Annotated in this window: 23 protein-coding genes; 4 read left to right on the top strand and 19 right to left on the bottom strand. The window is 64.7% G+C overall.

Annotation, left to right across the window (positions count from 1 at the left end; translation table 11 throughout):
- Positions 1 to 30 precede the first annotated feature (30 nt).
- The 18 genes from rplR to rpsJ all read right to left on the bottom strand — a co-directional run bounded on the left by rplR (position 31) and on the right by rpsJ (position 8441).
- Positions 31 to 438 (bottom strand): 50S ribosomal protein L18, encoded by a 408-nt coding sequence (gene rplR, locus EF834_RS04745; protein WP_127946098.1) that lies wholly within the window; start codon positions 436 to 438, stop codon positions 31 to 33.
- A gap of 1 nt (position 439) precedes the next feature.
- Positions 440 to 979 carry a 50S ribosomal protein L6 gene (gene rplF, locus EF834_RS04740; protein ID WP_127946097.1) on the bottom strand — a complete coding sequence of 180 codons (540 nt, stop codon included), beginning with the start codon at positions 977 to 979 and terminating at the stop codon, positions 440 to 442.
- 14 nt (positions 980 to 993) lie between these two features.
- Complete coding sequence (gene rpsH / locus EF834_RS04735; RefSeq protein ID WP_127946096.1) at positions 994 to 1392, bottom strand: 30S ribosomal protein S8; 399 nt, start codon at positions 1390 to 1392, stop codon at positions 994 to 996.
- Between the two features lie 165 nt (positions 1393 to 1557).
- The gene (locus EF834_RS04730; RefSeq protein ID WP_127946095.1) at positions 1558 to 1743 is read right to left on the bottom strand and encodes a type Z 30S ribosomal protein S14; all 186 of its coding nucleotides are present in this window, start codon (positions 1741 to 1743) and stop codon (positions 1558 to 1560) included.
- 4 nt (positions 1744 to 1747) lie between these two features.
- Positions 1748 to 2314 (bottom strand): 50S ribosomal protein L5, encoded by a 567-nt coding sequence (gene rplE, locus EF834_RS04725; RefSeq protein WP_127946094.1) that lies wholly within the window; start codon positions 2312 to 2314, stop codon positions 1748 to 1750.
- 1 nt (position 2315) lies between these two features.
- Positions 2316 to 2633 carry a 50S ribosomal protein L24 gene (gene rplX / locus EF834_RS04720; protein ID WP_127946093.1) on the bottom strand — a complete coding sequence of 106 codons (318 nt, stop codon included), beginning with the start codon at positions 2631 to 2633 and terminating at the stop codon, positions 2316 to 2318.
- Entirely contained in the window at positions 2633 to 3001 is a 369-nt protein-coding gene (gene rplN, locus EF834_RS04715; protein ID WP_127946092.1) for a 50S ribosomal protein L14, read from the bottom strand. Before rplN ends, rplX begins: the two co-directional genes overlap by 1 nt.
- A gap of 173 nt (positions 3002 to 3174) precedes the next feature.
- Positions 3175 to 3465 carry a 30S ribosomal protein S17 gene (rpsQ, locus tag EF834_RS04710; protein WP_127946091.1) on the bottom strand — a complete coding sequence of 97 codons (291 nt, stop codon included), beginning with the start codon at positions 3463 to 3465 and terminating at the stop codon, positions 3175 to 3177.
- Positions 3462 to 3698 carry a 50S ribosomal protein L29 gene (rpmC, locus tag EF834_RS04705; RefSeq protein ID WP_127946090.1) on the bottom strand — a complete coding sequence of 79 codons (237 nt, stop codon included), beginning with the start codon at positions 3696 to 3698 and terminating at the stop codon, positions 3462 to 3464. Before rpmC ends, rpsQ begins: the two co-directional genes overlap by 4 nt.
- On the bottom strand, positions 3698 to 4114 hold the full coding sequence (gene rplP / locus EF834_RS04700; protein WP_127946089.1) for a 50S ribosomal protein L16: 417 nt from the start codon (positions 4112 to 4114) through the stop codon (positions 3698 to 3700). The genes rpmC and rplP overlap by 1 nt, the downstream gene beginning before the upstream one ends.
- A 3-nt stretch (positions 4115 to 4117) precedes the next feature.
- The gene (gene rpsC / locus EF834_RS04695) at positions 4118 to 4915 is read right to left on the bottom strand and encodes a 30S ribosomal protein S3 (RefSeq protein ID WP_127946088.1); all 798 of its coding nucleotides are present in this window, start codon (positions 4913 to 4915) and stop codon (positions 4118 to 4120) included.
- Positions 4915 to 5319, bottom strand: coding sequence for a 50S ribosomal protein L22 (gene rplV / locus EF834_RS04690; RefSeq protein WP_127946087.1), 405 nt, complete (start codon positions 5317 to 5319; stop codon positions 4915 to 4917). Before rplV ends, rpsC begins: the two co-directional genes overlap by 1 nt.
- Complete coding sequence (rpsS, locus tag EF834_RS04685; protein ID WP_127946086.1) at positions 5316 to 5597, bottom strand: 30S ribosomal protein S19; 282 nt, start codon at positions 5595 to 5597, stop codon at positions 5316 to 5318. Before rpsS ends, rplV begins: the two co-directional genes overlap by 4 nt.
- An 18-nt stretch (positions 5598 to 5615) precedes the next feature.
- Positions 5616 to 6449 carry a 50S ribosomal protein L2 gene (rplB, locus tag EF834_RS04680; protein WP_127946085.1) on the bottom strand — a complete coding sequence of 278 codons (834 nt, stop codon included), beginning with the start codon at positions 6447 to 6449 and terminating at the stop codon, positions 5616 to 5618.
- A 40-nt stretch (positions 6450 to 6489) separates the two neighbouring features.
- The gene (rplW, locus tag EF834_RS04675; protein ID WP_127946084.1) at positions 6490 to 6795 is read right to left on the bottom strand and encodes a 50S ribosomal protein L23; all 306 of its coding nucleotides are present in this window, start codon (positions 6793 to 6795) and stop codon (positions 6490 to 6492) included.
- On the bottom strand, positions 6792 to 7457 hold the full coding sequence (gene rplD / locus EF834_RS04670) for a 50S ribosomal protein L4 (RefSeq protein WP_127946083.1): 666 nt from the start codon (positions 7455 to 7457) through the stop codon (positions 6792 to 6794). The genes rplW and rplD overlap by 4 nt, the downstream gene beginning before the upstream one ends.
- Positions 7454 to 8107 carry a 50S ribosomal protein L3 gene (rplC, locus tag EF834_RS04665; RefSeq protein WP_127946082.1) on the bottom strand — a complete coding sequence of 218 codons (654 nt, stop codon included), beginning with the start codon at positions 8105 to 8107 and terminating at the stop codon, positions 7454 to 7456. Before rplC ends, rplD begins: the two co-directional genes overlap by 4 nt.
- 28 nt (positions 8108 to 8135) lie before the next feature.
- A complete protein-coding gene (gene rpsJ, locus EF834_RS04660; protein ID WP_003938093.1) occupies positions 8136 to 8441 on the bottom strand; it encodes a 30S ribosomal protein S10 in 306 nt (101 codons plus the stop codon).
- Positions 8442 to 9160: 719 nt separating this feature from the next.
- On the opposite strand from rpsJ, the gene EF834_RS04655 reads away from it, so the two are divergent.
- The 4 genes from EF834_RS04655 to EF834_RS04640 all read left to right on the top strand — a co-directional run bounded on the left by EF834_RS04655 (position 9161) and on the right by EF834_RS04640 (position 12769).
- Positions 9161 to 9862 (top strand): GntR family transcriptional regulator, encoded by a 702-nt coding sequence (locus tag EF834_RS04655; RefSeq protein WP_127946081.1) that lies wholly within the window; start codon positions 9161 to 9163, stop codon positions 9860 to 9862.
- Between the two features lie 191 nt (positions 9863 to 10053).
- Positions 10054 to 11025, top strand: coding sequence for an ATP-binding cassette domain-containing protein (locus EF834_RS04650; RefSeq protein ID WP_127946080.1), 972 nt, complete (start codon positions 10054 to 10056; stop codon positions 11023 to 11025).
- Entirely contained in the window at positions 11022 to 11885 is an 864-nt protein-coding gene (locus tag EF834_RS04645) for an ABC transporter permease (protein ID WP_127946079.1), read from the top strand. Before EF834_RS04650 ends, EF834_RS04645 begins: the two co-directional genes overlap by 4 nt.
- Positions 11882 to 12769 carry an ABC transporter permease gene (locus tag EF834_RS04640; protein WP_127946078.1) on the top strand — a complete coding sequence of 296 codons (888 nt, stop codon included), beginning with the start codon at positions 11882 to 11884 and terminating at the stop codon, positions 12767 to 12769. The genes EF834_RS04645 and EF834_RS04640 overlap by 4 nt, the downstream gene beginning before the upstream one ends.
- 165 nt (positions 12770 to 12934) lie before the next feature.
- Here the strand turns inward: EF834_RS04640 and EF834_RS04635 are convergent.
- On the bottom strand, positions 12935 to 14485 hold a 1551-nt coding region (locus tag EF834_RS04635), incomplete at its 5' end, for a thioesterase domain-containing protein (RefSeq protein ID WP_164874070.1).

Raw genomic sequence — 14485 nt, 5'->3', positions numbered from 1 at the left:
AGGCATTCCTTCCGTTAGTAATGTTGGTCATCAGAACTTCAACCCGCCTTCGCGAGCGGCATCTGCCAGGGCCGCGATCCGGCCGCTGTAGGTGTGGCCGCCGCGGTCGAACACCACGGCCTCCACGCCGGCAGCCTTGGCACGCTCGGCGATCAGCTGGCCGACCTTGGCGCCGCGGGCCTTCTTGTCGCCGTCGACCGCGCGCACGTCTGGCTCGACGGTCGACGCGGCGGCGAGCGTCTTGCCGGCCAAGTCGTCCACCAGTTGCGCGTGGATGTGACGCGACGAGCGGTTCACCACGAGGCGGGGACGCTCGGGGGTGCCGGAGATCTTCTTGCGCAGACGGAAGTGACGACGCGCCTTCGACAGACGACGCGTGGTGGACACGTCCTTGCCCAACGGAATCCGCTTGGCCTTCTGGTTTGCAGTCTGGCTCATATCACTTACCCGTCTTTCCGACCTTGCGGCGGACCTGCTCGCCCTCGTAGCGGATGCCCTTGCCCTTGTACGGGTCGGACTTGCGCAGGCGGCGGATGTTGGCCGCGATCTGGCCGACCTTCTGCTTGTCGATGCCGGAGATCGAGAACTTGGTCGGCGACTCGACAGCGAAGCTGATGCCCTCAGAGGCCTCGACCAGGACCGGGTGGCTGTAACCGAGCGAGAACTCGAGGTTCTGCCCCTTCAGCGCCACACGGTAGCCGACGCCGTGGATCTCCATCTTGGTGGTGTAACCCGCGGTCACACCGATGATCATGTTCTGCACGAGGGTCCGTGACAGACCGTGCAGCGCGCGGTTGCGGCGCTCGTCGTCGGGGCGGTTGACCTGGAGGGCACCGTCCTCGCCCTTGACGACCGAGATCGGCTCGGAGACGACCAGCGAGAGCGAGCCCTTCGGGCCCTTGACCGCGACGTCCTGTCCGTCGATGGTCACGTCGACGCCCGCAGGGACAGCGACCGGGATCTTTCCAATACGCGACATTGTGGTGGCCTCCCTTACCAGACGTAGGCGAGGACTTCCCCGCCCACACCCTGATTGGCCGCCTGACGATCGGTGAGCAGGCCAGAGGACGTGGAGATGATCGCCACGCCCAGGCCGCCCAGGACCTTCGGCAGGTTGGTGGACTTCGCGTACACGCGCAGACCCGGCTTCGAGACACGGCGGACGCCGGCGAGGCTGCGCTCGCGGCTCGGGCCGTACTTGAGGTCGACGATCAGCGTCTTGCCGACCTCGGCATCCTCGGAGCGGTAGTCCGCGATGTAGCCCTCGCGCTTGAGGATCTCGGCGATGTTCGACTTGATCTTCGAATGAGGAAGTCGGACCTCGTCGTGGTACGCCGAATTGGCGTTGCGCAGACGCGTCAAGAAGTCTGCGATCGGATCAGTCATGGTCATGGGTTGACCTGTGCACCTTTCTCGTTGGGGTTCCCATGCAACGCCGACCCGGGTTCCGCTCCTCGACGAGTCGAGGCGCGGAACCGGCCCGGCCGTGGGCCTACAACGAAGTGGTTCTTACCTTCACCGTTCCGCGGGTGCGGAGCGGAAGTCTGTTGTGGCTGGTTACCAGGAGCTCTTGTGAACGCCCGGCAACTCGCCGGCGTGCGCCATCTCGCGTACGCAGATGCGGCACAGACCGAACTTGCGGAACACCGCGTGCGGACGGCCACACTTCTGGCAACGGGTGTAGGCGCGCACCTTGAACTTGGGCTTCTTGTTGGCCTTGTTGACCAGTGCCTTCTTAGCCATGGGCTCAGTTCTCCTTGAACGGGAAGCCGAGGTGCTTGAGCAGCGCACGGCCTTCTTCGTTGTTGGTGGCGGTGGTCACAACGGTGATGTCCATACCGCGCGGACGATCGATCTTGTCCACGTCGATCTCGTGGAACATCGACTGCTCGTTGAGGCCGAACGTGTAGTTGCCGTTGCCGTCGAACTGCTTGGGCGACAGGCCGCGGAAGTCGCGGATACGGGGCAGCGCGATGGACACCAGGCGGTCGAGGAACTCCCACATCCGGTCGCCGCGCAGCGTCACACGCGCACCGATCGGCATACCCTCACGCAGCTTGAACTGCGCGATGGACTTGCGGGCACGCCTGATCTCGGGCTTCTGACCGGTGATCAGGGCGAGGTCGGAAACCGCACCGTTGATCAGCTTGGCGTCCCGAGCGGCGTCACCGACACCCATGTTGACGACGACCTTGACGACACCGGGGATCTGCATGACGTTCGCGTAGTCGAACTCCGCGTTCAGTGCGTCGCGGATCTCCTCGCGGTACCGGCTCTTCAGTCGCGGCTGGATCTTGTTCTCGGTGGAGGTCATGTCAGATGTCCTTCCCGTTCTTCCGGGAAATGCGCACGCGCTTGCCGGTCTCCTCGTCGGTGCGGTAGCCCACACGCGTCGGGTTGCCGTCGGAATCGACGACCATGACGTTGGAGACGTGGACGGGAGCCTCCTGCGTCACGATGCCGCCGGAAGAGGCGCCGCGCTGATTCGACGAAACGGCGGTGTGCTTCTTGATGCGGTTCACGCCCTCGACGAGGACCTTGTTGGTCGCGGGGTAGGCCTGAATGACCTTGCCCTTCGCGCCCTTGTCCTTGCCGGAGACGACCAGCACGGTGTCACCCTTGTGCACCTTCATCACAGCACCTCCGGGGCGAGCGAGACGATCTTCATGAAGCGCTTCTCACGAAGCTCGCGGCCGACGGGTCCGAAGATGCGAGTGCCACGCGGATCGTTGTCCGCCTTGATGATGACGGCGGCATTCTCGTCGAACTTGATGTACGAGCCGTCCGGACGACGGCGCTCCTTGGCGGTGCGGACGATGACGGCCTTGACGACCTCACCCTTCTTCACGCCACCGCCCGGGACGGCGTCCTTGACAGTGGCGACGATGGTGTCGCCGATCCCGGCGTAGCGACGGGACGAGCCACCGAGAACGCGGATGCAGAGAATCTCCTTGGCACCCGTGTTGTCGGCGACGCGCAGCCGCGACTCCTGCTGAATCACTTACTTCTCCTTGACCTGGCTTGTTTCGACCAGTACGAACCACAGTGGCTCGCGCTGATCGTGCGCGGCGGATTTCCGACCCGACGCGCGCGGTCCGTACCCACCGATGGTGGGGCCACCGCTGCTTCCGCAGGGCAACCCCACCATCGTACTGGATACACTTTCAGGCTCTTCTACTTGGCCTTCTCGAGGACCTCGACCAGACGCCAGCGCTTGGTTGCCGACAGCGGCCGGGTCTCCATGAGCTGGACGCGGTCGCCGATGCCGGCGATGCCGTTCTCGTCGTGCGCCTTGACCTTCGAGGTCCGTCGGATGATCTTGCCGTAGAGCGGGTGCTTCACCCGGTCCTCGAGCTCGACCACGATGGTCTTCTCCATCTTGTCCGAGACCACGTAGCCGATGCGGACCTTGCGGCTGCCGCGCTCTTCGGTGCTGTTGGTGCTCACAGTCTTTTCCTCACTCATGCTGCGTCACCTGCATCTGGACCGGAGGCCAGGCCGAGCTCACGCTCGCGCAGGACGGTGTAGATGCGCGCAATTTCGCGACGGACCGTGCGCAGCCGGCGGTTGTTGTCCAGCTGACCGGTGGCCATCTGGAAACGAAGGTTGAACAGTTCTTCCTTCGACTCGCGGAGCTTGGTGACCAACTCTTCGTCGTTCAACTCGCGGAGCTCTGCAGCGGGGCTTGTGGTTGCCATCAGAACTGCTCCTCCCTCGTCACGATCCGGCACTTGCACGGGAGCTTGTGCATCGCGCGACGCAGCGCCTCGCGGGCGACCTCTTCGTTCGGGTAGCTCATCTCGAACATCACCCGTCCGGGCTTGACGTTCGCGACCCACCACTCGGGCGAACCCTTACCGGAACCCATTCGGGTCTCGGCCGGCTTCTTGGTGAGCGGACGATCCGGGAAGATGTTGATCCAGATCTTGCCGCCTCGGCGAATGTGGCGGGTCATGGCGATACGAGCGGACTCGATCTGCCGGTTGGTGATGTAGGCCGGCTCGAGAGCCTGGATACCGTACTCACCGAAGGCCACCTGGGTTCCGCCCTTGGCGGCACCCGAACGGCTCGGGTGGTGCTGCTTGCGGTGCTTGACCCGACGTGGGATCAACATGCGTCAGCCCTCCTTCTGCTCGGTCGAAGAGGGTGCATCGGCGGTCGCAGTCGCGGCACGACCGACCTCGGTGCTGGTCGCGGTGGTACCGGTGGCACCGGAGCGACGCGGACGGCTCGGACGCTCGCGACGCGGGCGCTCGGCCGGCGCAGCAGCAGCCAGCTCACGCTTGCCGCCGACGATGTCGCCCTTGTAGATCCACACCTTCACGCCGATACGACCGAAGGTGGTCTTGGCCTCGTACAGGCCGTAGTCGATGTCGGCACGCAGCGTGTGCAGCGGGACACGACCCTCGCGGTAGAACTCCGAACGGCTCATCTCGGCGCCGCCCAGGCGGCCCGAGCACTGCACTCGGATGCCCTTGACGTTCGGCTGACGCATGGCCGACTGGATGGCCTTGCGCATGGCGCGACGGAACGCGACACGGTTCGACAGCTGCTCGGCGACACCCTGTGCCACGAGCTGTGCCTCGGCCTCGGCGTTCTTCACCTCGAGGATGTTCAGCTGGACCTGCTTGCCGGTCAGCTTCTCGAGCTCGGCGCGAATGCGATCGGCCTCGGTGCCGCGGCGGCCGATCACGATGCCCGGACGTGCGGTGTGGATGTCCACCCGCACACGGTCACGGGTGCGCTCGATCTCGACCTTCGCGATGCCCGCGCGCTCCATGCCGGTGGCGAGGAGCTTGCGGATCGCGACGTCTTCCTTGACGTATTCCGCGTACTGCTTGTCTGCGTACCAGCGCGACTTCCAATCGGTCGTGATGCCGAGACGGAAGCCGTGCGGGTTGATCTTCTGGCCCACTACTGACCACTTCCCTTCCGGCGGTTACGGCCCGACGCGTTGGACCGGCTCGCAACACTTTCCACGATGACGGTGATGTGGCTCGAACGCTTGCGGATCCGGAAGGCCCGGCCCTGTGCCCGCGGCTGGAACCGCTTGAGGGTCGCGCCCTCGTCCACGTACGCCGTCGCGACGACGAGCGTGGAAGGATCGAGGTTCAGGTTGTTCTGCGCGTTGGCGGCGGCGCTGGCGATCACCTTGGCCACCGGCTCGGCCGCGGACTGCGGCGCGAACTTCAGGATCGCCAGAGCTTCGTCGACCGACTTGCCACGGACGATGTCCACGACACGACGCGCCTTCATGGGGGTCACGCGCACGTGGCGCGCGACCGCCTTTGCGGTGGGGTTCTGGGTTTCAGTACTCATCGACGCTTGCTCTTCCGGTCGTCCTTGATGTGGCCCTTGAACGTCCTGGTCGGTGCGAACTCTCCGAGCTTGTGGCCAACCATCGACTCCGAAACGAACACCGGGACGTGCTTGCGTCCGTCGTGGACGGCAAACGTGTGACCGATGAAGTCCGGGATGATCGTGGAACGACGGCTCCAGGTCTTGATTACCTGCTTGGTGCCCTTCTCGTTCTGCACGTCCACCTTCGCAAGGAGGTGGTCATCGACGAACGGGCCCTTCTTCAGACTGCGTGGCATCCTTCACTCCCTCCTTGACTAGCGCTTCTTGCCGGTACGGCGACGACGAACGATGAGCTTGTCGCTCGCCTTGTTCTTGCGGGTACGGCCCTCGGGCTTGCCCCACGGGCTGACCGGGTGGCGACCACCGGAGGTCTTACCCTCACCACCACCGTGCGGGTGGTCGACGGGGTTCATGACCACACCACGGACGGTCGGGCGGACGCCCTTCCAACGCATGCGGCCGGCCTTGCCCCAGTTGATGTTCGACTGCTCGGCGTTGCCCACCTCGCCGACGGTGGCGCGGCAGCGCACGTCGACGCGACGGATCTCACCGGACGGCATACGCAGGGTCGCGTAGGTGCCTTCCTTGCCCAGCAGCTGGATGCTGGCGCCGGCGGAGCGGGCCATCTTGGCGCCGCCACCCGGACGCAGCTCCACTGCGTGGATGGTGGTACCGGTAGGGATGTTGCGCAGCGGCAGGTTGTTGCCGGGCTTGATGTCGGCCGTCGGGCCGGACTCGACCGGGCTGCCCTGCACCAGGCCCTTGGGGGCGATGATGTAGCGCTTCTCTCCGTCTGCGTAGTGCAGCAGCGCGATTCGGGCGGTGCGGTTGGGGTCGTACTCGATATGAGCGACCTTGGCCGGCACGCCGTCCTTGTCGTTGCGACGGAAGTCGATCAACCGGTAGGCGCGCTTGTGTCCGCCACCCTTGTGACGGGTGGTGATGCGACCGTGGGCGTTACGACCACCGCGACCATGCAGCGGGCGAATCAGCGACTTCTCGGGCGTCGACCGCGTGATCTCGGCGAAGTCCGAGACGCTCGACCCGCGACGGCCCGGGGTAGTCGGCTTGTACTTACGGATTGCCATGAGTCTTCTCGTCCTCTATATCTCGTCAAGTCCCGAGCGCTTACGCGACCGGGCCTCCGAAGATCTCGATGGGCTTGCTGTCGGCCGAGAGGGTCACGAGCGCACGCTTGGTGTCCTTGCGCTTGCCGTAACCGAAGCGGGTCCGCTTGCGCTTGCCCTGTCGGTTGGCGGTGTTGACGCTGGTCACCTTCACGCCGAAGATCTTCTCCACAGCGATCTTGATCTGCGTCTTGTTCGAGTCCGGGTGCACCAGGAAGGTGTAGGTGCCTTCCTCGATGAGCCCGTAGGACTTCTCGGAGATGACCGGGGCCAGCAAGATGTCGCGGGGGTCGGCGATGGTGCTCACTTGCTCTCCTCCTCATTCTTGGCCGGGCCTGCGACGAAGGCGTTCAAGGCCTCGAGGCTGAACACGATGTCGTCGCTGTTGAGCACGTCGTAGGTGTTGAGCTGGTCGGGCGCGATCGGGTGCACACCGTCCAGGTTCTGCACGCTCTTCCATGCCGCGATGTCTTCGCGGCCGACGACCAGCAGGAACTTCTTGCGATCGGACAGCTCGGCGAGGAACGTCTTGGCCGTCTTGGTGGACGGGACCTGCCCGGCGACCAACTCGGTGACGACGTGGATCCGCTCGTTGCGGGCCCGATCGGAGAGGGCGCCACGGAGAGCGGCTGCCTTCATCTTCTTGGGGGTGCGCTGCGAGTAGTCACGCGGCTGCGGGCCGTGGACGGTGCCACCACCGGCGAACTGCGGCGCGCGGGTTGAGCCCTGACGCGCGCGGCCGGTGCCCTTCTGGCGGTACGGCTTCCTGCCACCGCCGCGGACCTCACCACGGGTCTTGGTGGCGTGGGTGCCCTGGCGTGCCGCGGCGAGCTGAGCGACAACGACCTGGTGCATCAGAGCGATGTTCGCGGTCGCGTCGAAGATCTCGGCGGGGAGATCGACGGTGCCGTTGGTCTTGCCACCGGCAGCCTTGACGTCCAGGGTCAGCTTGGTTGCGGTCTCGGTCATGCCGAAGCACCACCCTTCACTGCGGTCTTGACGATCACGAGGCCGCCCTTGCGGCCGGGGATCGCGCCCTTGATCAGCAGCAGACCGTTCTCCGCGTCCACCTTGTAGACCGAGAGGTTCTGCGTCGTGATGCGGTCGTTACCCATGCGGCCCGACATGCGCATGCCCTTGAACACGCGGCCGGGGGTGGCGCAACCACCGATGGAACCCGGGCGACGGTGAACAGCCTGCGCACCGTGCGAAGCACCCTGACCGGAGAAGCCGTGCCTCTTCATCGTGCCGGCAAAGCCCTTGCCCTTGCTGGTGCCGGTGACGTCGACGTATGTGCCGTCCTCGAAGACCTCTGCAGTGAGTTCCTGGCCGACCTCGTACTCGGAGGTGTCGGCGACGCGGAGCTCGACGACGTGACGGCGCGGGGTGACGCCGGCCTTGGAGAACTGGCCTGCGGTCGGCTTGTTCACCTTGCGCGGGTCGATGGCGCCGAACGCCAACTGCACTGCGCTATAGCCGTCGCGTTCTTCGGTACGGATCTGGGTGACGACATTCGGCCCGGCCTTGACGACGGTGACCGGGACGACCCGGTTGTTCTCGTCGAAGACCTGGGTCATGCCGAGCTTGGTGCCCAGGATTCCCTTGATCTGATTAGTCATTTGTTATCTCCGCTGCGTCTTCCCAAGCTCACTGAATGTTCACGTCGACGCTGGCCGGAAGGTCGATGCGCATGAGCGCATCCACCGTCTTCGGCGTCGGGTCGAGAATGTCGATCAGCCGCTTGTGGGTACGCATCTCGAAGTGCTCGCGCGAGTCCTTGTACTTGTGCGGCGAGCGGATGACGCAGTACACGTTCTTCTCGGTAGGCAACGGCACCGGGCCGACCACGCGGGCCCCAGTCCGGGTCACCGTCTCGACGATCTTGCGCGCTGACGCGTCGATCGCCTCATGGTCGTAGGCCTTGAGCCTGATGCGGATCTTCTGTCCCGCCACGCTTAGTGTCCTTTTCTTGCCGCGTTTCGTAGAACCCGAACGAGTCGGGGACTACCTCGTCTGCGCAGTCCCTACTGAACACGACACGAACAACTATTGCGCTCGAGACATCACTCGATCCGCTGCCGCTGTTCATCTGTCATGGTTCTCCGGTCCACGCGGTCGGGCGTGTCGCCCATCCGCTTCATTTTCGGGTCCCGCAAATCCCCTGCAGGGGCCCGAAACGCGCACCGGATGCACCCCGAAGGGGTGCAACGTTGGGTTCTGCTTCCGTCTTGCATCGCCGTGACCAGGCTTCTCGGCCCGATGCTCGACGCTCATCCAGCCCGACTCAGGTCGCGACGAACCGCACCCCAGTCAAGGCAACCCGATCAGTATGCCGGAGCGAACCCGAGAGTTCAAATCGCTACGACTGGGGCATCCGAGGGGGACTTCCGAGGTCAACGGCCGTGTTCGGATCATCGGCCGCGGCGATCTTACTTCCGAGTAAGTTATAGACTTGTCCATGTCCTCGTCGGCGACGCAGCCGCTGGTCACTGCAGCCGTCGACGGTTGCCCGCAACTACTTCACCTCCCTAAAAGTGGTGGGGTGTTTCCGTGTGCGTCTCTAGATATATTCGAACCAGTTGCCGTACACCTCACACCGATCGTTCCGAAACCGGTTGTCCGAAGACCGCTACAAACCAAGGCGGGCGCCCGCGTCCACCGAAGGAGTACCCATGGTTCGGTCCGCCGCCAGCCCGGCGTCCCCCAACTCGACCGGCTCACTGCGCCGCCGTACCCAGCTGTCCGAGGACGTCGCCGTGCACGTTCGGAACCTGATCATGTCGGGCCAGACACGACCCGGCGAGTTCATACGACTGGACGAAACGGCAGCCGAACTCGGTGTGAGCGTCACACCGGTACGAGAAGCGCTCCTGACGCTACGAGGCGAGGGCCTGGTCGAATTGGTCCCCCACCGCGGTTACGTCGTCGCTCCCCTGAGCCGGAACGACGTCAACGACCTGTTCTGGCTACAGGGCCAGATTGCGGTCGAGCTGGCCATCCGCGCCGCCGATCACATCGATGACGGAGTCGTCTCCGAACTCGAGGAGATCAACGACGAACTGCAGCGCGCGGTCGATCTCGGTGATACCAAACGGGTCGAGGAGCTCGAGTTCGACTTCCACCGAGTCCTCAACCGGCTGGCCGGAGCACGCAAGCTCTCGTGGTTCCTACTGGGTGCCACCCGCTACACGCCGGCCAACTTCTACTCGTCGGATCGAGCGTGGGGCGACAACGCAGTGGCGAATCACACACGCCTCATCAAAGCCCTGGCCGCGGGCGACTCCGCCGCGATCGCGGCCGAGACCCGTGCCCATTTCGACGACGGCGCTAAGCGGCTGGTTCAGCACCTGGAATCAATCGGGATCTGGAGCTGACTGGGGAATCGACAAGCGGCCGCTGCGCGTCCCGGGGCGCACAGCCGGTACCCGTCATCGAACCTCACGGGGCCTGCGGCACGTGACGGCCGGGTAACATTTGCCGGAACCGGAGGGAATACACGTCGACATCGACGCGTGGACCCTGAGTGGCGGTCATCATGCAACCCAGGTGAAGTAGCGGAGAGTCGATGCCGATATCCCAGGACACAGCTGTGTTGGTCGACGACGTCCATAAGTCCTTTGGCGACGTCACGGCTCTGCAAGGCGTCAGTTTCGAGGCCAAGCGCGGCACCGTTCTGGGCATCCTCGGCCCCAACGGTGCAGGCAAGACGACCACGGTCAAGGTGCTGTCGACGCTGCTACGTCCCGATCGTGGACGTGCGACGGTCGCCGGGCACGACGTGGTCACGCATGCCGCGAACGTTCGCCGGTCGATCATGATGACGGGTCAGTACGCCGCGCTCGACGAGACACTCTCGGGTCGAGAGAACATTGAGTTGTTCGGCCGGCTGATGGGTCTCGATCGAGGTTCAGCGAAGAAGCGCGCGGAGGCTTTGCTCACGGAATTCGATCTTCTCGAGGCGGGTAAGCGCGCCGTGCGCAACTACTCGGGCGGGATGAGGCGGCGCATCGACATCGCGTGTGGACTCGTCGTGCGTCCCGAGGTCGTCTTTCTGGACGAGCCGACGACCGGTCTCGATCCGCGCAGCCGGCAGGGGGTGTGGTCGCTCGTCGGTGCGCTCAAGGAGCAGGGCATCACCGTGCTGCTGACCACGCAGTATCTGGAGGAAGCTGACCTACTCAGCGACAACATCATTGTCATCGACCGTGGCGCCGTCATCGCGGAGGGGACCGCGGACCAGCTCAAGGCCCGTACTGGTGCGAGCTTCTGCGAAGTGGTTCCGCTCGATGCCCAGCAGCTCCCGCTGGCTGTGCAAGCGCTCGGCAACCTCGTTCCGCCGGAAGCAGGCGCGGAGATCGCCGAAGCGAGCGACCGCCTCTCCATTCCGGCGCCCGACGGTGCCGCGACACTGTCCGAGGCTTTGCGCCGACTGGACGCCGCGGGCATCGAACTGGCCGATATCGCTTTGCGGCGGCCCTCTCTCGACGACGTCTTCCTGTCACTGACCGGTCATGCCGCGCCGGAGAGCGAACGATGACGCCACCCGCAGAGGGTGCCGCGCACCGGCTGACCGCGTCCCCGGCGTCCGAGCACTCAACGCTCACCACGCCTGCGGAACAACTCGATCCAGATCGTCGTCCCAACCCGAACGCCTTCCAGCAATGGCTCGCGCTGACGGGACGCACGCTCAAAACGATGGTGAAGTCAGGCGAACTCGCGATCGCGCTCATCGCGCCGCTGATCTTCACGATCGGGTTCTACCTACCGCTGAAGTTCGTGATGGGGCTGCAGGGTATCGACTACGCGCAGTTCCTGATGCCGATCATCGTGCTGCAGGCGATGGCCTTCACCGCGATCTCGGCATCCCAGTTGGCCTCGCGCGAGGCGCAGACCGGTCTGACCACCAGACTCAAGACGATGCCGGTCCTCGGTCCGGTTCCGCTGATTTCGCGGATGACCAGTGGTCTGGTGCGTTCGACCTTGTCGTTGGCTGCCGCCCTGGGCTACGGCTACGTCATCGGTTTCCGGTTCAGTGCCGGCCTGGCTCAGGCCGCACTGTTTTGTGCCCTGGCTCTGGCGATCAGCCTCACCTTTTCGATCGGCGCCGATGCCATCGGAACACTGTCGAAGTCTCCCGAGGCGACGGCCCAGGCGCTGACCCTTCCCCAGTTGATCCTCGGCATGTTGTCTACCGGATTCATTCCCGAAACCGGGTTCCCGGAATGGATCCGGCCGTTCGTACGGAACCAGCCGATCTCTCAGTTCTCCTACGCGATGCGGGACATGGCCGAGGGCGGGGTGACCGCATCGACACTGTTCCCGGCGCTTGCCTGGTGCGTCGGACTGATTGCGGTGTTCGCTCCACTGGGAGTGTGGGCAAGCATGAGGCGCCGATGAGCAACGCACCCGAAGCGACCGCAAACGAGACGACAGTGACATCGACCGCGACCGCCGCGTCTGCGCGCACCACATTCGATTTCCCGCGGCCCACTCAGCCCTGGCCAGAGTCCTCTCCCCGGTCACTGTGGGTTCACAGCCTCGTCCAGTGCAAGCGACTGTTGATGCGCTGGTCCCGCGATCCGTCCACCATGATCCAGGCCCTGCTGTACCCGGCGCTCACCCTCGTGATGTTCCGGGTCGTCATCGGGAACACGGTTACCGCGGCGACGGGGCAACCCGCCATCTATGGCCAGGTCCCGATGATCATCCTGGTGGGCGCGATGTTCGGGTCGATCGTCAGCGCTATCGGCCTGCGGGTCGAACGCAAGGCCGGACTGCTGTCGAGGTTCTGGACGCTACCGATCCACCGGGCGGCGGGTCTCGTCGGCCGGATGATGGCCGAGGCAGTGCGTGTGTTCGCCACCAGCGTCGTCATCCTCGGGGTTGGGTTCGCGCTGGGATTCCGGATGACGCAGGGCATCCTGCCGAGCATTCTCCTACTGGTAATTCCCATCATCTTCGGTATGGGCTTCGCGATGATGGTGACCGCTTTGGCCACAGTGTCCGGTGACGCGCCCCTCGTCGAGATGGTTTCGATCGCCTGCACCCTCTTGATGTTCTTCAACTCGGGGTTCGTGCCCGTCATGGCGTACCCGACGTGGCTGCAACCGGTGGTCGCGGCGCAGCCGATGTCGGTCGCGGTGGACGCCATGCGGGGCCTCGCCGTCGGTGGACCGATTCTGGAACCGGTTCTGCAGACGCTCGCGTGGTCGTTTGGGTTGATGGCGGTCTTCGTGTACCCCGCTGTCAGGGGCTACCGATACGCCGCTGCCACCGGCTGAAAAGCGTCCAAGACTGCGACTCGAAAGCGACGCCGATCGCGTCCATCCGTTGCGTAACAAGTCGCAGCGGCTCATCTAGCTCGGAAGCAAAGGGAGGGCCGCTCCTCGGCTGAGGAGCGGGCCTCCCTTCCTCTTATCCGGATACGTCCTATCCGGACGCGGCTATCAGGACTTCAGCCGCCGGTCGAGCACAGGTCCGATCACCCGCAACGCCTCGGGTGAGGTCATCTCCCAGTGAGTCACCGCGACCGGGACCACCTCGACGTCACCCTCGACCACGCCACGCCAGGCGTCGGCACCGTGCGATCCGTCGAGGTCTGCACTGAAGTACAGCACGTCGCCCTTGAACCGATCTGTCGGACGGTAGGCGCTGGCCACGACCGAAGAGTGGACAAAGCCGGCCACGACTCGATCGATCTGCTCGGCATCGAATCTCCCGACAGGAAGCAACATTTCCTGCAGCGCTTCGACGGCGGTCTCCCGGTCCAACTCATCCAAAGAAGGTGTGTCGCCCAGTTGGACACCGAGGCCGCCAAGCATATCGGCGAGCGTCGGCGCAGTCCCCCTGTGCTCAGTGGCTCCCTCCGTTACGGCGTGACTGTCCTTTTCGATGTGGCTGTCGCTTGCGAGGTGGCTGTCGAGCATCGCAAGCAACGCGACCTCGTCACCCCCGTCAGTCAGCTGGATCGCCATCGCGTGCGCGATTTCGCCACCCATCGACCACCCGAGCAGGTGATAAGGACCGCTCGGTTGCACTCGACGAATCTCGTCGACGTACAGCGACGCCCACTCCTCGATCGAGCTGGGGAGTTCCCGTTCTCCGCTCAGCGCAGGCGATTGCAACCCATACACCGGTCGGTTCGGCTCGATACTTCCGACCAAGCCGGCGAAACTCCACGACAGTCCGGTAACCGGGTGGATGCAGAAGAGCGGAGAAGCCGTACCCCCCGACCGCAGGGGAAGCAGGACATCGAATCCTCTGGAGTCAGTGCCCGGGACCGTTTCGGAGGACGAGATCCGATCCGCGAGCACAGCCACGGTAGGACTGTCGAAGAACCACGGGAGATGGACTTCGACACCGAGCTTCTTCCGGAGCATGGACGCGGTCTTCACCGCGACCAGTGAGTTGCCGCCCAGGGCGAAGAAGTCGTCGTCGAGGCCGACACGCTCGACCCCGAGAACCTCCGCGAACACACCCGCCACGATCTCCTCGACCGGGGTCGTCGGGGCCCGGAACTCACGCGCCTGAACCGTCGGCGCCGGCAACGCCTTCCGATCCAACTTGCCCGAAGCATTCAACGGAAGCCGATCGAGTTCGACGAACACCGACGGCACCATGTACGACGGCAACACCGTCGCCAGGCCCGCCCGCACCGCGGCCTCGTCCACCCCGGCAGCCTCGTCGTCGACCGGCCCGTGGGTGGGCACGAGGTAGGCCACGAGCTGCTCGTCGTGGACGAGGACGACCGCCCGCGCGATCTCCTCGCGTTCGAGCAGCGCCGCCTCGATCTCACCGAGCTCGATCCGCAGACCCCGTAACTTCACCTGGAAATCGGTGCGCCCCAAATACTCCAACACACCGTCCGCGGTCCACCGCACCAAATCCCCGGTCCGATACATGCGCCCACCCGCGGCACCGATACCGTCGGCGCCGGCATACGGGTCGGCGACGAACCGCTCCGCCGACAGATCCGCCCGACCCGTATACCCGCGCGC

It is taken from the genome of Rhodococcus spongiicola, assembly GCF_004011835.1.
Taxonomy (GTDB): Bacteria; Actinomycetota; Actinomycetes; order Mycobacteriales; family Mycobacteriaceae; genus Prescottella; species Prescottella spongiicola.
This window is presented reverse-complemented; position numbering and strand designations above follow the sequence as displayed.

Bases quoted from the DNA above. Each gene is read 5' to 3' on its own strand.
- rplR (WP_127946098.1), bottom strand. From the start codon at position 438: ATGAGCCAGACTGCAAACCAGAAGGCCAAGCGGATTCCGTTGGGCAAG.
- rplF (WP_127946097.1), bottom strand. From the start codon at position 979: ATGTCGCGTATTGGAAAGATCCCGGTCGCTGTCCCTGCGGGCGTCGAC.
- rpsH (WP_127946096.1), bottom strand. From the start codon at position 1,392: ATGACCATGACTGATCCGATCGCAGACTTCTTGACGCGTCTGCGCAAC.
- EF834_RS04730 (WP_127946095.1), bottom strand. From the start codon at position 1,743: ATGGCTAAGAAGGCACTGGTCAACAAGGCCAACAAGAAGCCCAAGTTC.
- rplE (WP_127946094.1), bottom strand. From the start codon at position 2,314: ATGACCTCCACCGAGAACAAGATCCAGCCGCGACTGAAGAGCCGGTAC.
- rplX (WP_127946093.1), bottom strand. From the start codon at position 2,633: ATGAAGGTGCACAAGGGTGACACCGTGCTGGTCGTCTCCGGCAAGGAC.
- rpsQ (WP_127946091.1), bottom strand. From the start codon at position 3,465: ATGAGTGAGGAAAAGACTGTGAGCACCAACAGCACCGAAGAGCGCGGC.
- rpmC (WP_127946090.1), bottom strand. From the start codon at position 3,698: ATGGCAACCACAAGCCCCGCTGCAGAGCTCCGCGAGTTGAACGACGAA.
- rplP (WP_127946089.1), bottom strand. From the start codon at position 4,114: ATGTTGATCCCACGTCGGGTCAAGCACCGCAAGCAGCACCACCCGAGC.
- rplV (WP_127946087.1), bottom strand. From the start codon at position 5,319: ATGAGTACTGAAACCCAGAACCCCACCGCAAAGGCGGTCGCGCGCCAC.
- rpsS (WP_127946086.1), bottom strand. From the start codon at position 5,597: ATGCCACGCAGTCTGAAGAAGGGCCCGTTCGTCGATGACCACCTCCTT.
- rplB (WP_127946085.1), bottom strand. From the start codon at position 6,449: ATGGCAATCCGTAAGTACAAGCCGACTACCCCGGGCCGTCGCGGGTCG.
- rplD (WP_127946083.1), bottom strand. From the start codon at position 7,457: ATGACCGAGACCGCAACCAAGCTGACCCTGGACGTCAAGGCTGCCGGT.
- rplC (WP_127946082.1), bottom strand. From the start codon at position 8,107: ATGACTAATCAGATCAAGGGAATCCTGGGCACCAAGCTCGGCATGACC.
- EF834_RS04655 (WP_127946081.1), top strand. From the start codon at position 9,161: ATGGTTCGGTCCGCCGCCAGCCCGGCGTCCCCCAACTCGACCGGCTCA.
- EF834_RS04650 (WP_127946080.1), top strand. From the start codon at position 10,054: ATGCCGATATCCCAGGACACAGCTGTGTTGGTCGACGACGTCCATAAG.
- EF834_RS04645 (WP_127946079.1), top strand. From the start codon at position 11,022: ATGACGCCACCCGCAGAGGGTGCCGCGCACCGGCTGACCGCGTCCCCG.
- EF834_RS04640 (WP_127946078.1), top strand. From the start codon at position 11,882: ATGAGCAACGCACCCGAAGCGACCGCAAACGAGACGACAGTGACATCG.